Annotated in this window: 19 protein-coding genes; 12 read left to right on the top strand and 7 right to left on the bottom strand. The window is 49.9% G+C overall.

What is annotated here, in order from left to right; translation table 11 throughout:
* Nucleotides 1–123 precede the first annotated feature (123 nt).
* Complete coding sequence (locus AYY17_RS16030) at nucleotides 124–726, bottom strand: peroxiredoxin C (RefSeq protein ID WP_067401517.1); 603 nt, start codon at nucleotides 724–726, stop codon at nucleotides 124–126.
* Between the two features lie 203 nt (nucleotides 727–929).
* A complete protein-coding gene (locus tag AYY17_RS16025; protein WP_067401519.1) occupies nucleotides 930–1517 on the bottom strand; it encodes an acyl carrier protein phosphodiesterase in 588 nt (195 codons plus the stop codon).
* Nucleotides 1518–1658: 141 nt separating this feature from the next.
* Between AYY17_RS16025 and queA the strand changes: the two genes are divergently transcribed.
* From queA to thiL, 10 genes are all read left to right on the top strand, one after another.
* Nucleotides 1659–2735, top strand: coding sequence for a tRNA preQ1(34) S-adenosylmethionine ribosyltransferase-isomerase QueA (gene queA / locus AYY17_RS16020; protein WP_067425238.1), 1077 nt, complete (start codon nucleotides 1659–1661; stop codon nucleotides 2733–2735).
* A 136-nt stretch (nucleotides 2736–2871) separates the two neighbouring features.
* Nucleotides 2872–3996 carry a tRNA guanosine(34) transglycosylase Tgt gene (tgt, locus tag AYY17_RS16015; RefSeq protein ID WP_067425235.1) on the top strand — a complete coding sequence of 375 codons (1125 nt, stop codon included), beginning with the start codon at nucleotides 2872–2874 and terminating at the stop codon, nucleotides 3994–3996.
* Nucleotides 3997–4097: 101 nt separating this feature from the next.
* On the top strand, nucleotides 4098–4433 hold the full coding sequence (yajC, locus tag AYY17_RS16010) for a preprotein translocase subunit YajC (RefSeq protein ID WP_067399073.1): 336 nt from the start codon (nucleotides 4098–4100) through the stop codon (nucleotides 4431–4433).
* A gap of 33 nt (nucleotides 4434–4466) precedes the next feature.
* Complete coding sequence (gene secD / locus AYY17_RS16005) at nucleotides 4467–6314, top strand: protein translocase subunit SecD (RefSeq protein ID WP_082981429.1); 1848 nt, start codon at nucleotides 4467–4469, stop codon at nucleotides 6312–6314.
* Nucleotides 6315–6324: 10 nt separating this feature from the next.
* Entirely contained in the window at nucleotides 6325–7293 is a 969-nt protein-coding gene (gene secF / locus AYY17_RS16000) for a protein translocase subunit SecF (protein ID WP_067369876.1), read from the top strand.
* Nucleotides 7294–7403: 110 nt separating this feature from the next.
* Nucleotides 7404–7853, top strand: coding sequence for a transcriptional regulator NrdR (gene nrdR / locus AYY17_RS15995; RefSeq protein WP_067369869.1), 450 nt, complete (start codon nucleotides 7404–7406; stop codon nucleotides 7851–7853).
* 6 nt (nucleotides 7854–7859) lie between these two features.
* Nucleotides 7860–8969, top strand: a complete 1110-nt coding sequence (gene ribD / locus AYY17_RS15990) for a bifunctional diaminohydroxyphosphoribosylaminopyrimidine deaminase/5-amino-6-(5-phosphoribosylamino)uracil reductase RibD (RefSeq protein ID WP_067425678.1) — start codon at nucleotides 7860–7862, stop codon at nucleotides 8967–8969.
* Nucleotides 8970–9090: 121 nt separating this feature from the next.
* On the top strand, nucleotides 9091–9561 hold the full coding sequence (ribH, locus tag AYY17_RS15985; RefSeq protein WP_067369864.1) for a 6,7-dimethyl-8-ribityllumazine synthase: 471 nt from the start codon (nucleotides 9091–9093) through the stop codon (nucleotides 9559–9561).
* Nucleotides 9562–9588: 27 nt separating this feature from the next.
* Nucleotides 9589–10005, top strand: coding sequence for a transcription antitermination factor NusB (nusB, locus tag AYY17_RS15980; RefSeq protein WP_067369861.1), 417 nt, complete (start codon nucleotides 9589–9591; stop codon nucleotides 10003–10005).
* 98 nt (nucleotides 10006–10103) lie between these two features.
* Nucleotides 10104–11093, top strand: a complete 990-nt coding sequence (thiL, locus tag AYY17_RS15975) for a thiamine-phosphate kinase (RefSeq protein ID WP_067425675.1) — start codon at nucleotides 10104–10106, stop codon at nucleotides 11091–11093.
* Between the two features lie 79 nt (nucleotides 11094–11172).
* Here the strand turns inward: thiL and dxs are convergent, their stop codons facing one another.
* Genes dxs through xseB form a run of 3 tightly spaced genes read right to left on the bottom strand, consistent with a single transcriptional unit; the run spans nucleotide 11173 to nucleotide 14313 of the window.
* Complete coding sequence (dxs, locus tag AYY17_RS15970; RefSeq protein WP_067425232.1) at nucleotides 11173–13041, bottom strand: 1-deoxy-D-xylulose-5-phosphate synthase; 1869 nt, start codon at nucleotides 13039–13041, stop codon at nucleotides 11173–11175.
* Nucleotides 13042–13098: 57 nt separating this feature from the next.
* Nucleotides 13099–14016 carry a (2E,6E)-farnesyl diphosphate synthase gene (gene ispA / locus AYY17_RS15965; RefSeq protein WP_067425229.1) on the bottom strand — a complete coding sequence of 306 codons (918 nt, stop codon included), beginning with the start codon at nucleotides 14014–14016 and terminating at the stop codon, nucleotides 13099–13101.
* Between the two features lie 42 nt (nucleotides 14017–14058).
* Nucleotides 14059–14313: an exodeoxyribonuclease VII small subunit gene (gene xseB, locus AYY17_RS15960; protein ID WP_067425672.1), complete on the bottom strand. Its 255-nt coding sequence runs from the start codon at nucleotides 14311–14313 to the stop codon at nucleotides 14059–14061.
* Between the two features lie 213 nt (nucleotides 14314–14526).
* On the opposite strand from xseB, the gene thiI reads away from it, so the two are divergent.
* Entirely contained in the window at nucleotides 14527–15975 is a 1449-nt protein-coding gene (gene thiI, locus AYY17_RS15955; protein WP_067425226.1) for a tRNA uracil 4-sulfurtransferase ThiI, read from the top strand.
* A gap of 213 nt (nucleotides 15976–16188) precedes the next feature.
* Nucleotides 16189–17895 (top strand): DUF7057 domain-containing protein, encoded by a 1707-nt coding sequence (locus AYY17_RS15950; protein WP_067425223.1) that lies wholly within the window; start codon nucleotides 16189–16191, stop codon nucleotides 17893–17895.
* A gap of 74 nt (nucleotides 17896–17969) precedes the next feature.
* On the opposite strand, the gene yajL is transcribed toward AYY17_RS15950, so the two are convergent.
* Both yajL and panE read right to left on the bottom strand, forming a co-directional pair.
* Nucleotides 17970–18587, bottom strand: a complete 618-nt coding sequence (yajL, locus tag AYY17_RS15945) for a protein deglycase YajL (protein ID WP_067425220.1) — start codon at nucleotides 18585–18587, stop codon at nucleotides 17970–17972.
* On the bottom strand, nucleotides 18556–19458 hold the full coding sequence (gene panE, locus AYY17_RS15940; RefSeq protein WP_067425217.1) for a 2-dehydropantoate 2-reductase: 903 nt from the start codon (nucleotides 19456–19458) through the stop codon (nucleotides 18556–18558). The genes yajL and panE overlap by 32 nt, the downstream gene beginning before the upstream one ends.
* Nucleotides 19459–19528: the final 70 nt, after the last annotated feature.

Here is a 19528-nt window from a genome sequence, read left to right as displayed (position 1 = left end):
TGTGGTTTAAAGAAAATACTTCGCTACGGCGGAGTATTTTTTTATCCGGACTTAAGACATAAAAATAAGACATAAAAAAACCAGCCCTGAGGCTGGTTTTTTGTATCTTTTAACTACCGGAGATTACAGTTTGCCGGAGTTCTTTTTCAGGAAGTCAGCAACGCCTTTAGGGGATGCATTCATACCTTCCTGACCTTTTTCCCACTGTGCAGGGCACACATCGCCGTGCTCTTCGTGGAATTGCAGCGCGTCAACCATACGGATCATTTCGTCAACGTTACGGCCCAGCGGCAGGTCATTGATAACCTGGTGGCGGACAACACCATTTTTGTCGACCAGGAAAGAGCCGCGCAGTGCAACACCCGCTTCAGGATGCTCAACACCGTAAGCTTTCATGATGTCGTGTTTGATATCTGCAACCATCGGGTATTGAACCTGACCGATACCACCTGCATCGATAGCAGTGTTACGCCATGCGTTATGAACAAACTCTGAGTCCATAGATACGCCGACCACTTCCACACCGCGTTTTTTGAACTCTTCGTAGCGGTGATCGAATGCGATCAGCTCTGAAGGGCAAACGAAGGTGAAGTCCATTGGCCAGAAAAAGATAACAGCCGGGCGGCCGTTCAGGTGTTTTTTCAGATTGAAGTTACCAACAATTTCACCGTTACCAAGAACGGCTGCAGCTGTGAAATCGGGGGCTTGACGGGTTACCAGAACCATAATTTACTCCTGTAAGATTAATAGAGTATGGCAAAAAACAGCAAATAGAATAAGGAATTTGAGGCGGGTATTAAAGTGCATAATACCGATTAATATAATAGGTTTTACCTATCAATACTTCCTTGTTCTATCTGTTACCCAAATAAGATAGAGCTATTTGGGTAAAGTTCAAGTGCTAATTGTGTGAATGAACGTAAAAACCGTTACTGTGGTGTAGGTGGCTTTGTTACAGCCTCCATCATCTGTGGATAGAAGCGGAAGAAAATACTTTCAAGCGACTGATAGTTGTTAATAAAATCATAATCAGTCTCTTTGAGTGCGGCCAGTTTCGGGCGACGGCGGGCCATACCTGCCAACACCTGCCCGATATAGGGCACTTCCTGATAGCGGATTAACCAGCGCTGCGGCCACATAAATTCGTTCATTTCCTGAAATTTCGGCGGCGTAAAAGTCAGTTGCGGCTCAATAATCTTACGGACATTCTGTGTAAAATCCGTGAGTGAGATCTCAGGTACAATGTCAGACCAGTGGCGTGACAGGAAGTGATCCCAGACAACATCCAGGGTTATCGGTGCATAGCGGCGAAATTCCGGTCTGAACAATTGCCGGGCTTCTCTGACCAGCGGGTGCGAATCTGTCAGAGTGTCCACCCTGCGGTGCAGACGGACCCCTTGTGCTACCGCAGCACTGTACTGATCTTCCGGCGCACCACGGACAAAATCAGCCATCAGATTACCGAGAAAACTGCTGTTTGCCAGTGAGGCAAGGTGAAGATGAGCGAGAAAATTCATATACCTTTATTCCTTCAAACTGTATACCGCAATCTCTTATTCTGTCATCCGGCGGGTTATTTCTTGCACCCCGGCCTTGCGGGCACTAGACTGTTGCGCCTGTTTTTCATTTTTAAGACACAATGAAGAAGCCGAAATTTTATGCGTGTTGCCGATTTTACTTTTGAACTGCCGGACGAACTGATTGCCCGTTACCCGCAAGCGGAGCGGAGCAAGTGTCGTTTGTTATCACTCGATGGCGTCAGTGGTGAACTGAACCACGGTATCTTCACCGATGTGCTCAATAAACTCAATCCCGGTGATCTGCTGGTATTTAATGATACCCGCGTGATCCCCGCCCGTATGTTTGGCCGTAAAGCCTCCGGCGGAAAGATTGAAGTGCTGGTGGAGCGGGTGCTGGATGAGCACAGCGTTCTGGCGCATGTCCGCGCATCCAAAGCTCCTAAGCCCGGCACAGAGCTGTTGCTGGGTGATGATGAAAGTGTGCAAGCGACAATGACAGCGCGCCATGACGCGCTGTTTGAAATCCGGTTTGATGATGAACGGGATGTACTGACTATTCTGAATCAGATTGGTCATATACCGCTGCCGCCTTATATTGACCGCCCTGATGAAGCCTCTGATCGCGAGTTATACCAGACTGTGTATAATGACCGCCCGGGAGCCGTGGCAGCACCGACCGCCGGATTGCACTTTGATGAGCCGCTGCTGGCGGCACTGCGCGAAAAAGGCGTGGAAATGGCATTTGTCACGCTGCATGTCGGCGCAGGGACATTCCAGCCGGTTCGTGTGGATAAGATAGAAGAGCACATCATGCATTCTGAATATGCGGAAGTGCCGCAGAATGTGGTTGATGCTGTACTGGCCTGTAAAGCGCGGGGTAATAAAGTGGTGGCGGTCGGTACGACCTCTGTACGCTCCCTGGAAAGTGCGGCGAAGGCCTCACCGGATGCGCTGATTGCACCGTTCTTTGATGACACGCAGATCTTTATTTATCCGGGATATGAATATCAGGTGGTTGATGCCCTGATAACCAATTTCCATCTGTCAGAATCAACGCTGATCATGCTGGTATCCGCCTTTGCGGGCTATCAGCACACCATGCAGGCGTATAAAGCCGCGATACAGGAACGTTACCGGTTCTTCAGCTACGGAGATGCGATGTTTATCAGCCGCAATCCGCAGGCAAAATTTGAAAAAGTCGGTCAGGACGACTGATATACTGTACATTTGTGCAATACGTGACGTGCAACATAACGTGACGAGTAACATACATCCGGCAGATTTCAGCGACTGCTGACTGACTGCCGAAAATTAAACACCATCAGACTGTTTTTCTGATGCCGGAGGTTTTGTGAAATATGAATTGCAGACGACAGACGGGCGTGCGCGCCGTGGTCGCTTAATTTTTGATCGTGGTGTTGTTGAGACTCCGGCGTTTATGCCGGTGGGTACATACGGCACAGTGAAAGGGATGACACCGGAAGAAGTAAAAGAGACCGGTGCGCAAATCTTATTAGGTAATACATTCCACCTGTGGCTGCGTCCCGGTCAGGAAATTATGAAATTGCACGGCGATCTTCATGATTTTATGCAGTGGAAAGGCCCGATTCTGACTGACTCCGGCGGCTTCCAGGTCTTCAGCCTGGGCGCGATGCGTAAAATTAAAGAAGAAGGCGTTCATTTCCGTAATCCGATCAACGGAGAAAAAATCTTCTTAAGTCCTGAGAAATCGATGGAAATTCAGTACGATCTCGGGTCTGATATCGTGATGATTTTCGATGAGTGCACACCGTACCCGGCAGATTGGGATTATGCGAAGCAATCGATGGAAATGTCCCTGCGCTGGGCACAACGCAGTCGTCAGCGTTTTGATGAACTGGAAAACCCGAATGCATTGTTTGGTATTATCCAGGGCAGCGTTTACGAAGATTTACGTGATGTCTCCGTGAAAGGGCTGGTGGAAATCGGATTTGATGGGTACGCTGTCGGCGGTCTTGCTGTCGGTGAGCCGAAAGAAGATATGCACCGTATTCTTGAGCACGTCTGTCCGCAGATACCGGAAGATAAACCACGCTACTTAATGGGTGTGGGTAAGCCGGAAGATCTGGTTGAAGGCGTGCGCCGCGGTATCGATATGTTTGACTGCGTGATGCCGACCCGTAACGCCCGTAACGGACATTTGTTTGTGACGGACGGAGTGGTTAAAATCCGTAATGCCAGGTATAAATCAGATGTATCAGCGCTTGATGCTGAATGTGATTGTTATACCTGCCGCAATTATACGCGTGCTTACCTGCATCATTTGGATCGTTGTAATGAAATCCTTGGCGCACGCTTAAATACCATTCATAATCTACGCTACTATCAGCGTTTGATGGCGGGTATCAGACAGGCTATCGAAGAGGGTCGTCTGGAAGCATTTGCCGCTGAATTTTACCAGCGGATCGGGAAACCCGTTCCGCCGTTAAGTGCGTGATTTCCCGGAAACGGGATCACCTGACGATACATAACATAGGCGATGTATCGTCAGCAGGTTTATCTGCCTGATAATTATGTGAATAACAAGAGGATAGTTTGATGAGTTTTTTCATTTCTGACGCAGTAGCATCGACAGGTGCGGCAGCTTCACAGGGCAGCCCGATGTCCCTGATTATCATGCTGGTCGTGTTTGTCCTGATTTTCTACTTCATGATCCTGCGCCCGCAGCAAAAACGCGCTAAATCGCACAAGAGCTTAATGGACTCTATCGCTAAAGGCGATGAAGTGTTAACTACCGGTGGTCTGATCGGTCGTGTGGCTAAAGTGTCTGACACCGGCTACATCGTTCTGGAACTGAACGAAACAACTGAAGTAACCATCAAACGTGATTTCGTCGCAGCAGTTTTACCGAAAGGTACGCTGAAAGCGCTGTAATCTTTTATCTCTGATTTTCCCGAAGGGACTGCCGTGTTAAACCGTTATCCTTTGTGGAAGTATCTGATGCTGATCGCTGCGATCCTCATCGGTTTGCTTTATGCACTTCCAAACCTGTATGGTGAGGATCCGGCTGTTCAAATCACTGGCGCGCGGGGAACCGCCGCCAATGAACAGACCTTGGATCAGGTCCGAACCATCTTAGAAAAAGACCAAATCGCGAGTAAATCAATTGCACTGGAAAATGGTGTAATTCTTGCCCGTTTCTCAAATCCTGATATTCAGTTGCGTGCCCGTGAAGAGCTGATGAAAGGCTTAGGTGAGCAATACGTTGTTGCACTTAACCTGGCTGCCGCGACACCGAAATGGCTGAGCGCCGTCGGTGGTGAGCCTATGAAACTGGGTCTCGACCTGCGTGGTGGTGTTCACTTCCTGATGGAAGTGGATATGGAAACCGCGCTGGGTAAACTGCAGGAGCAGAATCTCGACAGTGTCCGTTCGATGCTGCGTGAGAACAATATTCCGTTTGCCTCTATCCGTAAAGCGGCTGATTACGGCGTGGATGTCCGCTTCCGTGATGATGAATCACGTTCTGAAGCCAGTTCTGTTTTATCAAAACGCCTGCGTGATCTCGTCTTTAAAAACGGACCTGATAATACGCTGAGTGCCGTGATGAGCGGTGAGCGCCTGAGTGAAGCGCGCAGCTATGCTGTCATGCAGAATATTACTATCCTGCGTAACCGTGTGAATCAGCTGGGTGTTGCCGAGCCGTTAGTTCAGCGCCAGGGTGCGGATCGCATCGTGGTCGAATTACCGGGTATTCAGGATACTGCCCGTGCGAAAGAAATCCTCGGGGCGACTGCCACACTGGAATTCCGTCTGGTAAACAGCACGGTGGATCCGGCGGCAATTGAAGCAGGTCGTATTCCGGGTGACAGTGAAGTGAAATACACCCGTGACGGACGCGCAGTTGCACTGTACAAACGTGTGATTCTGACCGGTGACCATATTACGGACTCCACTTCTCAGAGTGATGAATACGGACAGCCGCAGGTCAGCATCTCGCTGGACAGCGCCGGTGGTAACACCATGTCCAATTTCACCAAGGATAATCTGTACAAGCCGATGGCAACTCTGTTCGTTGAATATAAAGACAGCGGACGCAAAGATGTCAACGGACGTTCTATCCTTGAGAAAAATGAAGAAGTCATCAATATCGCGAATATTCAGTCCCGTTTAGGGTCGAGTTTCCGTATTACCGGGATTGATGATGGTAACGAAGCGCGTCAGTTATCTCTGTTACTGCGTGCCGGTGCTCTGATTGCACCGATCCAGATTGTGGAAGAGCGGACTATCGGACCGACCTTAGGCCTGCAAAATATCGAGCAGGGTCTGGAAGCGTGTCTGTGGGGGCTGATGGCCTCGATTCTCTTCATGGTGATTTACTACCGCAAATTTGGTCTGATTGCGAGCAGCGCGTTAATGGCAAACCTTGTCCTGATTGTCGGGGTGATGTCGCTGTTACCGGGTGCAACGCTTACCATGCCGGGGATTGCGGGGATCGTCTTAACCCTTGCCGTTGCTGTCGATGCGAACGTACTGATAAACGAACGTATCAAAGAGGAACTGCGTAACGGGCGCTCTGTTCAGCAGGCTATCCACGAAGGGTACAAAGGCGCGTTCTCAAGTATTATCGACGCAAACTTAACCACACTGATTACGGCAGTTATTCTTTACGCAGTCGGTACCGGTTCAATTAAAGGGTTTGCGATTACGACAGCCATTGGTGTGGCAACCTCCATGTTTACAGCAATTATCGGAACACGTGCCATCGTGAACCTGCTGTATGGCGGTAAACGTATTAATAAGCTGTCTATTTAAGGAGCACGTTGTGGCACAGGATTATACTGTTGAACAATTAAACCATGGTCGCAGAGTCTATGACTTTATGCGCTGGGACAACGTGGCATTTACGATATCGGCTCTGCTGCTGATTGCATCTATTGCAATCATCGGTGTGAAAGGGTTCAACTGGGGTCTGGATTTTACCGGGGGGACGGTCATTGAGGTTAATTTCACTCAGCCGGCTGATCTCGATAAAATCCGTGAAACAGTCGCTCAGGCTGGTTTCAAAGATCCGCTGATTCAGAACTTTGGCAGCAGCCGCGATATTATGGTGCGTCTGCCCCCTGCAGAAGGGACAGCAGGACAGGAACTCGGTAAAACGATTATCAATGTAATTAATACAAACATTGATGAAGGCGCTGTTGTTAAGCGTATCGAGTTTGTCGGCCCGAGTGTGGGGGCGGAACTGGCTCAGACCGGTGCGATGGCACTGATCGCTGCTCTCATTTGTATCCTTCTTTATGTGGGAATGCGCTTTGAGTGGCGTCTGGCGATGGGTGCGGTTATCGCACTGGCGCATGACGTTATCATCACGCTGGGTATCTTGTCGCTGTTTCATATTGAGGTGGATCTGACCATTGTGGCATCGCTGATGTCGGTTATCGGTTACTCCCTGAATGACAGTATCGTGGTATCTGACCGTATCCGTGAGAATTTCCGTAAAATTCGCCGCGGTACGTCTTATGAAATCATGAACGTCTCGTTAACGCAGACGTTAAGCCGTACGATCATGACATCAGCAACAACGCTGTTAGTGGTTCTGATGCTCTATATCTTCGGTGGTGCGATGCTGGAAGGCTTCTCACTGGTAATGTTGATCGGGGTTTCTATCGGTACGATCTCATCAATCTATGTTGCATCGGCACTTGCCCTGAAACTGGGGATGAAGCGCGAGCATCTGATTATCCAGAAAGTCGAAAAAGAAGGCGCAGATCAGGAATCCCTGCTGCCGTAACTTCTGTCGCAAAAAATATAAAACACCCTGTATGTGTATGCATGCAGGGTGTTTTTTATGTATAAACAGGGTAAACTACCGTAACAGTTCATTGACCCGCAGGATAATTTATGCATTGCCCATTTTGTTCCGCCGTTGATACCAAAGTCATCGACTCCCGTCTGGTGGGTGATGGTTCTCAGGTGCGCCGCCGCCGTCAGTGCCTGGAATGTCACGAACGTTTTACGACATTTGAAATCGCCGAACTGGTGATGCCGCGCATCATTAAAAGTGATGACAGCCGTGAGCCTTTCGATGAAGAAAAATTACGCAGGGGAATGCAGAAAGCCCTGGAAAAGCGCCCTGTCAGCTCTGACAATATTGAAGATTCCCTCAGCCACATAAAATCACAGTTACGCGCTACGGGTGAGCGGGAAGTCTCTGCTAAGTTTGTCGGTGAACTGGTGATGGGGGAGCTGAAAAAGCTCGATAAAGTGGCTTATATCCGTTTTGCGTCTGTTTACCGCAGTTTTGAGGATATCCGTGAATTTGGCGAAGAAATCGCGCGGTTACAGGACTGAAACATGATGCAATCTGATGAATTTTATATGGCGCGGGCGCTTGAATTAGCAGCGCTCGGGCGTTTTACCACAGCGCCGAATCCGAATGTCGGGTGTGTGATTGTCCGCGATGGTGAGATTGTCGGCGAAGGTTATCATAAGCGTGCCGGTGAGCCGCACGCAGAGGTGCATGCACTGCGTATGGCGGGTGACAAAGCCCGTGGTGCGACCGCTTATGTCACGCTGGAGCCGTGCAGTCATCACGGACGCACGCCGCCGTGTGCCGAAGCGTTGGCTGATGCCGGCGTCAGCCGTGTGGTGGCTGCCATGCAGGATCCGAATCCGCAGGTTGCCGGTCGCGGGCTGTATAAACTGCGTGAAGCCGGAATTGAGGTCAGTCACGGCGTATTGATGCAGGAAGCGGAAGCGCTGAATAAGGGCTTTTTTAAGCTGATGCGCACCGGTTTTCCGTATATTCAGCTGAAAATGGCCGCGTCAGTTGACGGTAAAACAGCACTGGCAAATGGTGAGAGCAAGTGGATCACCTCAAAAGCCGCGCGGCAGGATGTGCAGCAGTTCCGCGCGCAGGCAGGCGCAATTCTGTCGACCAGCGCCACTGTGCTGGCAGACGATCCCGGTCTGACTGTCCGTTATGACGATTTCCCGCCGGCATTGCAGGTGGCGTATCCGCAGGAAGAGATCCGCCAGCCGGTACGGATTATTACAGACAGCCGTCAGCGCGTGACAGCACAACACCGCGTAACACAATTGCCGGGCGATTGCTGGCTGGCGCGGACACAGTCTCAGCCGGATGAGTGGCTGGGGAATGTGGAAGAAATTATTCTGCCGGAGAGCGGCACCGGGGTTGATTTGGTGTTGCTGATGATGCAGCTTGGTAAGCGCGGTATTAATACTGTCTGGACAGAGTGCGGTTCGCATCTGGCAGGGGCATTACTGAAAGCCGGGCTGGCAGATGAAATTGTGCTGTATCTGGCGCCGAAAATTTTGGGCAGCGGTGCGCAGGATCTTTTTACCCTGCCGCCACTCACCCATCTTCGGGATGCGCCGGAGTTCAGAATTGATGATGTTACGCAGGTGGGACCTGATATCCGCCTGCGGTTGACTCCTGTATATTAATCACTGAATTTACGCCGGAATTTAATTTTTATACCGGAGTTTGAAAAACACAGGCGCGGTAGTGCAAAGAATGTGGTAAAATCCGCGCCCCACAGTATGAAACTCGTAAGAAGGAAAGGCTATGAACGTCATTAAAGGTGTTGTCAGTGCGCCCGGTGCGCGTATCGCCATCGCAGTCGCCCGCTTTAACAACTTCATCAACGACAGCCTGTTAGACGGCGCAGTTGATGCCCTTGAGCGAATCGGTCAGGTCTCCTCTGAGAATATTACAACGGTCTGGGTACCGGGTGCTTATGAACTGCCGCTGGCAGTCAAAACACTGGCTGAAACCGGAAAATACGATGCGATTATTGCACTGGGAACCGTTATCCGCGGTGGTACAGCGCATTTTGAATATGTCGCCGGTGAATGCAGCTCCGGATTATCGGCTGTCGCCATGAATAGTGCCATTCCGGTAACGTTCGGGGTTCTGACAACCGAAAGCATCGAACAGGCCATTGAACGTGCGGGAACCAAAGCCGGTAACAAGGGAGCGGAAGCTGCCATGACCGCGCTCGAAATGATCAATGTGATTAAAGCCATCAAAGGCTGAATTTAGATTTAAGTCAAGGGGATATGTGTGAAACCAGCAGCTCGTCGTCGTGCTCGTGAATGTGCCGTTCAGGCGCTTTATTCGTGGCAGTTATCCGGCAATAATATTGCGGATGTCGAAGTGGAATTTCTGTCAGAGCAGGATGTCAAAGACGTTGATGTCGCCTATTTTCGTGAGCTGCTTTTCGGCGCAGCAACGAACGCAGTGCGTCTTGATGCACTGATGGCGCCGTTCCTCTCCCGTCAGCTTGAGGAGTTAGGTCAGGTCGAAAGAGCCGTTTTACGCCTGGCGATGTATGAATTAAGCTACCGTGAAGATGTCCCTTATAAAGTGGTTATCAATGAAGCTATCGAGCTGGCAAAAGTGTTCGGTGCGGAAGACAGCCACAAGTTTGTTAATGGCGTGCTGGATAAAGCAGCACCCAATGCCCGTAGTAAAAAGTGATCATCTGACGCTTTCATGAACGGACATACATGAACTGATATAAAGAAGGCCGGTAAAACCGGCCTTTTGTCTTTTATCTGACCGTGGAATTTCTGATTATGGCCTGTGGTGAATTTGATCTCATCCGACGCTTTTTTGACCGGCAGCACTACTATCGCCGCGACGTCGAGCTGGGGATTGGCGATGACTGCGCACTGATGTCAGTGGCGGAAAAACAGCAGCTTGCTGTCAGTACCGATACCCTGGTCAGCGGCATTCATTTCCTGCCTTCTGTCTCTGCCCGCGACCTGGCGTGGAAATCCCTTGCTGTTAATTTAAGTGATCTGGCGGCCGTTGGCGCAGATCCGGCATGGGTTTCACTCGCACTGACATTACCCACCGTTGATGAAGATTGGCTGGGCGAATTCAGTGACAGCTTCTTTGAGCAGCTCAATTATTACGGCATGCAACTGATTGGCGGTGATACCACCCGCGGACCAATGAGTCTGACCCTGACTGTTCATGGTCTGGTTCCTGCCGGACGCGCCCTGAAACGTGCGGGTGCGCGTAATGGTGATTGGATCTATGTGACCGGTACGCTGGGTGACAGTGCTGCCGGGCTGGCTATTTTACTGGAACAATTACAGGTGACCGATCCGGCTGCCCGTGAATTTTTCCTGAAACGCCATCTGCGGCCACAACCACGAATTTTGCAGGGGCAGGCATTGCGTAACCTGGCAACATCCGCGATTGACCTCTCTGACGGATTAATTTCTGATCTCGGGCACATTCTCAAAGCCAGTCGTTGCGGGGCAAAAATCGATTTGGACATGCTGCCGTTGTCGCCTGAAATGAAAGCAAATGTTGATCCGCAGCAGGCGTTGACCTGGGCGCTGTCAGGCGGGGAAGATTATGAACTCTGTTTCACTATCCCTGAGATAAACCGGGGTGCGCTGGAAATGGCACTGGCTCATACGGGGGCGCCGTTCCGCTGTATTGGTCAGATGAAACCGGAAAGTGACGGGATCCGCTATTTCAGTGAGGGCAAAGAAGTCACGCCATCACTGAAAGGATTTGATCATTTTGCTGAGAAAGTGACGGCAGAGTAATACAAAACGCGGTATACCTGTAGTGACCAAGAAAAACCTGCGCAAGCAGGTTTTTTTTGTTTCAACTAACCGGGCTTAATCAGGCTTTTGCCAGATAGGTTTCAATTGATTGCTGAATATGCTCAGCATCCAGCCCCATATCGCGGCGGATCTCTTCCTGATCGCCCTGCGGAACATAGATATCCGGCAGCCCGATATTCAGTACCGGAACCGGTTTGCGCTGCGCCATCAGAAATTCATTCACACCGCTGCCCGCACCACCCATAACCGCATTTTCTTCAATGGTAACGAGTGTGTCATGACGTGCTGCCATTTCCAGGATCAATGCTTCATCCAGTGGTTTGACAAAACGCATATCAACGACGGTTGCGTTCAGGGTTTCAGCGGCTTTCAGGGCTTCTTCCAGTAAGGTACCGAACACCAGAATAGCTGTTTTTTCACCTTCACGACGCACAACACCTTTACCGATTTCAAACTCAGTGAAGGGTTGCAGAGTCGCGCCACAGCCACTGCCGCGCGGATAACGGACAGCAACCGGGCCTTTGCCGTAGTGATAACCGGTGTGCAGCATCTGGCGGCACTCGTTTTCATCACTCGGGGTCATTATGACCATATTTGGCAGTGTGCGCAGGAAAGAGAGATCAAACGCGCCCTGGTGAGTCGGACCATCGTTGCCGACAATCCCTGCGCGATCGATAGCAAACAGCACCGGCAGCTTCTGAATCGCCACATCATGGATAACCTGGTCATAGGCGCGTTGCAGGAAGCTGGAGTAAATCGCCACCACCGGTTTATAGCCACCGATAGCAAGACCTGCGGCAAATGTGACGGCGTGCTGTTCGGCAATCGCTACATCAAAATATTGTTCCGGGAAGGATTTGGAGAAGCGCACCATACCTGAACCTTCGCGCATGGCAGGGGTGATCGCCATCAGTTTTGGATCGTTTTCTGCTTCTTCGCATAACCAGTCTCCGAATATTTTGGAAAAATTCGGTTTTGAGGATTTGCTTTTCGGTAGTGCGCCGGTTGACGGATCAAACTGCGGGACTGCATGCCAGCTGATCGGATCTTTTTCGGCGGGCTCATAACCACGGCCTTTTTTCGTCATAATATGCAGAAATTGCGGCCCTTTCAGGTCGCGCATATTTTTCAGTGTCTGAATAAGAGACACCACATCATGACCATCGACCGGGCCGATGTAATTAAAACCCAGCTCTTCAAAGAAGGTGCTCGGAACAACCATGCCTTTTATGTGTTCTTCCGTTTTTTTCAGCAGATCTTTGATAGGCGGCAGGCCGGAGAAGACTTTTTTTCCGCCTTCGCGCAGTGTGGTGTAGAGCTTGCCGGAGAGCAGTTGTGCAAGATGGTTATTCAGTGCGCCGACGTTTTCGGAAATCGACATCTCATTATCATTGAGAATAACCAGCATGTCGGATTTGATATCCCCGCCGTGATTCATGGCTTCAAATGCCATACCTGCCGTAATTGCGCCGTCACCGATCACACAAACGGTTTTACGGTTACGGTTTTCGCGGGCAGCCGCAACCGCCATCCCGACACCGGCGCTGATCGAGGTCGAAGAGTGCCCGACACTCAGCACATCATATTCGCTCTCTTCGCGCCACGGGAAGGCGTGCAGCCCGTTTTTATGGCGGATGGTATCAATGCGGTCACGCCGCCCGGTCAGAATTTTATGCGGATATGCCTGATGGCCGACATCCCAGATCAGATTATCAAACGGGGTCTGATAAACATAATGGAGTGCCACAGTCAGTTCGATCGTGCCCAGACCGGATGCAAAGTGTCCGCTGGAACGGCTGACACTGTTTAACAGATATTGCCGGAGTTCGTCACAGAGCTTCGGTAAAGTCTCTTTCGGTAACAGACGCAAATCATCAGGCGTCTCAACGAGTGCCAAAGTCGGATATTTAGCGATATCAATACTCATGTAATGCTCACTAATTTTTATTAAAGTTTCTGAAAATGCCGGAACGTACCAGCAGTATTAGCTGTTGCGTTCAATCACAAAGTTAGCCAGTTCACGCAGGGTTGCCGTGTTGTAATGATGTTCTTCAAGTTGTGAAAGCGCAGTCAGTGACTCCTGATAAAGCGCCTGCGCTTTATTCTGAGCCTCTTTTAAACCAAGCAGTGACGGATAGGTACTCTTTCCGTGAGCAGCATCACTGCCCTGGCTTTTTCCAATCACATCCGTATGACCGATGACATCGAGGATGTCATCCTGAACCTGAAACGCCAGACCGATTGCCCGGGCGTAAGTATCGAGTGCAGATAATACAGTATAGCCTGCTTCACCGGCGCTCATGGCCCCCATACGGACAGATGCACGGATTAAAGCACCGGTCTTATGGTTATGTATTTGTTCCAGCGCATAAATATCGACATTTTTACCTTCGGCTGCCAGATCAAGTGCCTGTCCGCCGCACATTCCGCCTAAACCGGCAGCATCTGCCAGTTCAGCAATCATTGCAAGACGATCAGCAGGACGGACATCGGGCATCGGGCGGCGGGCGAGAACAGAAAATGCCAGGGTTTGCAGTGCATCGCCTGCCAGAATGGCATTGGCCTCACCGAACGCAACATGGCAGGTCGGTTTGCCGCGGCGCAGGGTATCATCATCCATGGCCGGTAAATCGTCGTGGATTAAAGAATACGCATGGATACACTCTATGGCTGCCGCCGGTGCATCCAGATTTTCGGTGGTCACACCAAACATCTCTCCCACCGCATACACCAGGAAAGGGCGCAGGCGTTTTCCGCCAAGCAGTGCGCCGTAGTGCATGGCTTTTCCCATGTCTGTTGCAGCGAAGGGCAGGGTGGTCAGAATCTCGTCGAGGACATGGTCAACGTGCTCTCTGGTTTGCGCCAGTTGAGTGCGGAATGTGTCGGGTGTTTGTTCAGGCATGATTATTCTCATTCACACAGGTTGCAGCCGGAAACCGGGTTGTCAGTCTTCATCAGATGAAAAATCGCTCAGCGGCGCATTTTCATCATCATTAAGCAGGATTTGCACCCGTTGCTCCGCCGCCATCAGGGTTTTCTGACTGGTGCGGGTCAGTGCGATACCGCGTTCAAATTCACCGAGCGCCTCTTCAAGCGGCAGGTTACCGGCTTCCAGGCGGGTGACGATCCCCTCAAGTGCATCAAGTGAGGCTTCAAAGCTCAGAGCGTCTGTTTTTGCAGCAGATGTTTTCTTTGTCATAGTCTGTTTTTCGCTGATGTTACATTTATGTCGCACATAAATTCCAGTTTACACTTTCCGGTGAAAATTGTGGCCCTCATTTACGATTTTTACGGGGCAGATCGGGATATAGTGATATACTACCGCCTTTCAATTTCATCAACGGGGATTGCCGTTTATCTGATACCGGCCGCTCCGTCCCTTGCAAATCAATATGATAGCCATTAAACCGTTATGAAGTTTATCATTAAATTATTTCCTGAAATTACCATCAAAAGCCAGAGTGTGCGCCTGCGCTTTATTAAAATTCTGAACAGTAATATCCGCAATGTGCTGAAAGACCTTGCAGAAGATGTGGCTGTTGTTCGTCACTGGGATTTTATTGAAGTCCGCGTGAAGAAAGAAGAGCTGGGTGAAGGGGTTGCTGACCGCCTGACCCGCATTCCGGGCATCCACCATATTTTACAGGTGGAAGATCGCGCATTCACCGACCTGCACAATATTTATGAGCAGGCATTTGAGATGTACGGCGCGTCACTGGAAAATAAAACATTTTGTGTCCGTGTTAAGCGCCGGGGCAAACATCCGTTTACCTCCAGTGAGGTTGAGCGCTATGTCGGCGGTGGTCTGAACCAGCATATTGCATCAGCAAAAGTGAAACTGACTCATCCGGATGTCACGGTGAATCTGGAAGTGGAAGACGATAAACTGATCCTCGTGGTCCGTCGCCTGGAAGGTATCGGCGGTTTCCCTATCGGGACACAGGAAGAGGTGTTATCGCTGATTTCCGGCGGGTACGATTCCGGGGTTTCCAGCTATATGCTGATGCGCCGTGGTTGTCGTGTGCATTACTGCTTCTTTAATTTAGGCGGTGCCGCCCATGAAACGGGTGTGAAACAGGTGGCTCATTACCTGTGGAACCGTTTCGGCAGTTCGCACAAAGTCCGTTTTGTCGCAGTTAATTTCGAGCCGGTCGTGGCTGAGATTCTGGAAAATGTGGATGACGGCCAGATGGGCGTGGTACTCAAACGCATGATGGTACGCGCGGCATCTGCTGTGGCACAGCGCTACGGCGTGCAGGCGATTGTTACCGGTGAGGCTTTGGGACAGGTATCCAGCCAGACCTTAACCAATCTGCGCATGATTGATAACGCGACTGACACCCTGGTGCTGCGTCCGCTTATCTCTCATGATAAAGAAACCATTATCAATGTTGCCCGCGAAATCGGTACAGAAGATTTTGCCCGCGTTATGCCGGAATTCTGCGGCGTTATCTCGAAAAACCCGACAGTTAAAGCCATTAAAGAGAAAATCGAAGCAGAAGAAGAGAAATTCAACTTTGCTATTCTTAATGATGTTGTCGCTGCCGCGCAAAATATTGATATCCGCGAAATCACAAAAAATCCGCAGCAGCAGGTAACCGAAGTTGAGATGGTTTCAGAGCTGTCAGGCGCTGACGTGGTACTGGATATCCGCTCGCCGGAGGAACAGGAATCACATCCGCTGGTCATTGACGGTGTGAATGTTAAATTACTGCCATTCTATAAACTCAGCTCACAGTTTGGTGATTTACCAAAAGAGACCGATTACCTGTTGTATTGTGACCGGGGTGTGATGAGCCGCTTGCAGGCACTTTATTTGCTGGAGCAGGGTTTCACTAATGTGAAAGTGTATCGTCCCTGAGCCGTGAATAAATGAGATATCTGACCCTGTGCGTGAAAACACGGGGTTTTTTATACCTTATTCATTCAAACTGCCGGTTTGTTGGTCGCATCCTGAATGAATACGGGTATAACTATGTAAATAATCATTTTCAGAATAAATTGATACCCGTTTATACATAAGCATATTATGTTCTTTCGACATGCGATATTTTTTACTGAGCAGGGAGCCGGGATGAAAAACGCCATACAGCAGATATCGTTCAGCCGTTATATTTATCTTTTTATTATCGTCATGGCCATTTTACAGGGTGTCGTTCTGTATGCGGCGACGGATTATACGCTGAGAAATTATATCGGGTTGCCGGCACCGGTTGTTTATCTGCCGATGTTACTGGCGATATTTGTGCCGTCAGTGAGCAGCTATCTGGTCACGAGCCTCAAATCAGCACTGTTTTATCTCTTTCTGGTATGTGCCGTTTTGCTGATCGTCTGGATTAATTTCTGGTACGGCGGAGAGGCTAAATCAGAGAGTGAGGCCGATCCGTTCACGGCTATAGTGATGCTGACCCTGCTGTTTTTCTTTCTGCTGCCGTGGCTGCAATTACGCCTGAATACCGGCGTCCGCAATCCCGACTATCTCAGCTTAATTAACAGTTATATCCGGAACGTGGTATTAGGTGTCCTTGCCTGTGTGATTGGTGGAATAGTTGCCGGGATAGTTAAACTGGCCGGTTTTCTGTTTGGCATTGTAAATCTCACTTATCTCAGTGAAGCATTTGATAATGCATTGATTTATTGGGTTGGTTTTTGTCTGGGTTTTAATATCAGCCTGGTCTTTATGCGCTCAGCCTTTGATTTTCAGGCGGGGAAAATTGCCGGTTATGTTGCGCGGGTTCTGTTACCGGTACTGAATATCATTGCAGTGATATTTATTGCGGGGCTTATTTTCTCTGCCGGCACAGGGGCACGGGTTAGCGGACTTGATTCATTTACCATGCTCTGGTTTCTGATCCTGAATATTATTCTGCTGAATCTGGTGTATGGTGCAGGCACGGAGCCATTTCGCTTCCGGGGCTGGCTGAATCACTTTGTGTTGTTCAGTATCGTGTTACTGAATATTTTCTCTGTACTGTCGCTGTACGGGATCCTTATGCGCGTCAATCAGTACAGCTGGAGTATAAGCCGGTTGTATGCATTTACCCTTGCGCTGTTTTTAACCACGATTATCCTCGCATACAGTATTGCAGTGCTCTGCCGCCGCAGTAATTGGGCCGGCTTGTTAGGTACTATTAATAAAGCAGGGATATTAGTTTTGATCGCCGGAATACTGGTGATCAGCAGCCCGCTGGCTGATTTTAACCGTATTTCAGTAAACAGCCTGATGGCAGCAATCGGCGACGGAAAAATCAAGATAGATTCTGATCTGAAATACCACCTTGAATCCCTCGGACGTCGTGGTGAAGCAGCGCTTGCCACACTGAAGGCTTCCCCGCAATACAGTACGGAACTGGAGTATTCGCCTTATGATCAACGCGAATCCGTTACCCTGAAAGAGATTCTGCTTATTGCCAAAAACAGCCCTGCACTACCTGACAGCTGGTGGTCGGGTAATCCGGATTTTCCGGAAAGTTGGTACTGTAAGGAAAAAAATACGGATTCAGAGTGTCTCGGGTTTATGGCAGATGTGAATAAAGACGGCGAAAATGATGTGGTTGCCTGTTATTACGAACCGCTGAGAACCTCATTTTCCTGCTATGTCTGGCAGCGGATAACCGTGGTGACGGAGGAAGGCGCAGAAATGGATGAGTGGCGGCAGGTTGATTCACAGGAGAGTGAATCTATGTCTTCAGAATTGCGGCAAACCAACTGGAACAAGCTCAAAGAAGGTCGTTTTTTACTGAAAACGAAAGAGTGGCAGCAGATTGATATACAAGAGTAATGTTGTGCCTTGCTGACAATTTGACGGTTTAAAATAAAAGCCCGGTATCAGTTATCTGCCGGGCTTTATTCTGTTCAGCGATTGTCAGGCGTCCATTCAGGAATGTCCTGATAGTTCCAGATCCCCGGCGGCAGTACTAACTCTGCGGCAACCCGTGCCGCTGTTTCCTGTCCGCACAGGCAATCAATCAGGCGCAGTGCAAAGTCAATCGCGGTCGCAGGTCCCTGACTGGTCAGCAGATTTACCCGCTCATCAAAATAAACGCGTTGGTTCACCCACTGTTTAGCGGGGATTTTATCCTGTAATGCCGGGTAGCCGGTCATATTGCCGAGAGGAAACAGTTGGTGAGTCACCAGGATAACGGACGGTGCCGCACAGATAGCCGCCACAATTTTCTCTTCGCACTGCATCCGGCGGATTTTTTCAATCACCAGCGGGCTGTCCCGCAGGTTTTCTGCCCCTTTCAGGCCGCCGGGCAGCACAATGGCATCAAAAGGTTCATCGGCAACACGCACCAGCGGGAGATCTGCCTGTAAGCGGATCCCCCGTGAGCCGGTGATAAGGCAGCCGCCATCATTATTGGCACTGGCCAGTGTTACCTGAATACCGGCACGGATAAGTAAATCAGCCGTGGTGACGGTTTCAATTTCTTCGCAGCCGTCAGCGAGACAAATGAGAACTGAAGGGGGCATTTTGTTCCTCTTTCTGTTTTACGAGGCTGTAAACGTGAATATTTTCCGGCAGTAAAATTCCGTGATAACGGGCGCGTTGCAGCAAATAGCCGGTAATATAATCAATTTCAGTATAGCGGCCATAGAGAATATCCTGGCGCATTGATGAACTGCTGTCTGCTGTTTTTTCAATGACATGCAGGATATATTCATAGATATCCGCGCTATCAGTATGGATACCTTCCCGCTGCATCACAAGAGCGACTTCATCACACAGCTCGCGAACTTGTGGCAGATGCGCCATCAGCCCGCCATTTTTACAGTCATAAATGACCGTCAGCGGGGATATCACACAATTCACTGCCAGTTTTTGCCAGCTGGCGGCATCAATTTCGTTATGCCAGGCGACATCAGGCAGGGCATCATGCAGAATATCCGCCAGATAGCCGTAGTGACGGGCGCGATCATTGACCGGACCAATGTGGGTCATACCATTGCGGTTGTGGTGAAGTAAACCATTTTCTTCAGATGCACCATGAGAGGTGACGCCGGTCAGCAGCGGATTGGTCACCCGGGATAGTTCACGGGCAACGCCCATGCCGTTATGAAGCAGCAGCACAGGGCAGGATTCGGGTATTTGCGGCAATAACTGGTTGACAGCTTCTGAAGCCTGCCAGGCTTTCAGACAAACCAGCAGTAATTCGGTTTCAGCCAGGAATTCCGGGTCATTTGTGGTAAATTGACCGTAGAAAGGCTCTCCGTTAAGAGAATCAATATTTACATTCAGATAGGGTTGGGGAATGCGCAGCCATCCCTGCACCTCATGATTGCCGGACAGTGCAGCAAGCCAGAGTTTCCCGATTGCGCCACAACCCAGTACTGTTATTTTCATAAGGACTCCGGACAGTGAAAAAGATGTGAGCAATATCACTGAATAGTACCACTTTTATACCGGTACTGCC

Origin of the sequence: Morganella psychrotolerans (genome assembly GCF_001676055.1) — a bacterium.
GTDB lineage: Bacteria > Pseudomonadota > Gammaproteobacteria > Enterobacterales > Enterobacteriaceae > Morganella > Morganella psychrotolerans_B.
The sequence above is the reverse complement of the archived record's forward strand: the minus strand, read 5'-3'. Positions and strand labels throughout refer to the sequence as shown.